1 protein-coding gene is annotated in these 1,116 nt (G+C 44.4%); it reads right to left on the reverse strand.

Annotated features, from left to right (window positions below):
- Nucleotides 1–380 precede the first annotated feature (380 nt).
- A partial coding sequence (locus F6K20_RS39485; protein ID WP_353736921.1) for a TraB/TrbI/VirB10 family type IV secretion system protein occupies nt 381–1,116 on the reverse strand: 736 nt, incomplete at its 5' end.

A 1,116-nucleotide genomic window follows, 5' to 3' on the forward strand; every position in this document is an offset into this window, starting at 1 on the left:
GGCTAATAGCTGATATAGCACTATGCGCTACTGTTAGGACATTGTCTTGATGCAGTCGCTCATGGGGGAAACCCCCAAGACCGTAATGGTGCGTTTTCCGTTGGCGAATTAAATTCGCCACGGGTCGCACCTCTGCATCGCTCCTAAACTCCGAAACTTAGTCATAGCTTACTTTTGACTTCTGACTTCTAACTTCTTACTTGCGCGTAGCGCTATAAGTGAATGCTTACATTATCAAGGATGTTCGCCCTTAGCAATTCGGTGTAGGGTAAGATTAACGATTAAGGATCTTCGCCTGATAGCTTTACCGTCGGGTAGGATGAATTATTAATTATCAAGTCAAGGATGAAGGGTGAAGGGTTCATCCTTCATCCTTCAGATTAGCGATTGTCAATGTTAAGGACTAAATCAGACTTCAAGGTTACATCTAAATCTGTGTCAGGGTCGATGACAACTACTTCTACGTCTTCCTGACCTCCTGCAAGGAGAAGTTCTGTAACCAAACCGAGTCCAGCACCAGCTAAAACTTCCCAAAACTCAAGCTTACCAAAGATTTCAGAAAGTACAGCCCCGGCAGCTGCACCAATAGCAGCACCTTTGAGCAAATCCGGATCAGTGTTTTTGGTAATAGTTTCAGTTTTGGTGACAACCTCGGAGGTGGCATCAATAGATAAGGATTGATCACTATCCCTGAGAATCAACTCTTCGGCGACAAACTGAGAACCTCTGTTAACTGGACGCACTTCACCTTCAATCTCACTACCGGCTGGAATTAGGAGGGTTCCTGAAAAGGAGACTACATCTCTAGCTACTATCACCGTTATCGGTAGAGTTTCATTACGAGTGACAATGATTCTCTTGGCGTCGTCGGATTCAACTGGTATCAAAGTCCCAGCAGGAATGATGACTTGGGTAAATTGAGCCAACTGTGGCTCGATGTAGAATCTAGACTGGGCAGTAGCTTGAGTAGCCATCAACATTGGTAACGCCACAGTTGAAGTGATCCCCAATGCTGTGAGTAGAGCGATTCTGGACTGCCAACGATGGGAAATAAACATTAAATATATCTTCCTTGAGGATGAGTATAAGCGATTAATTAGACTCAAAAGAGCATAG

The sequence above is a fragment of the Moorena sp. SIO2C4 genome (assembly GCF_010672485.1).
GTDB classification, from domain to species: domain Bacteria; phylum Cyanobacteriota; class Cyanobacteriia; order Cyanobacteriales; family Coleofasciculaceae; genus Moorena; species Moorena producens.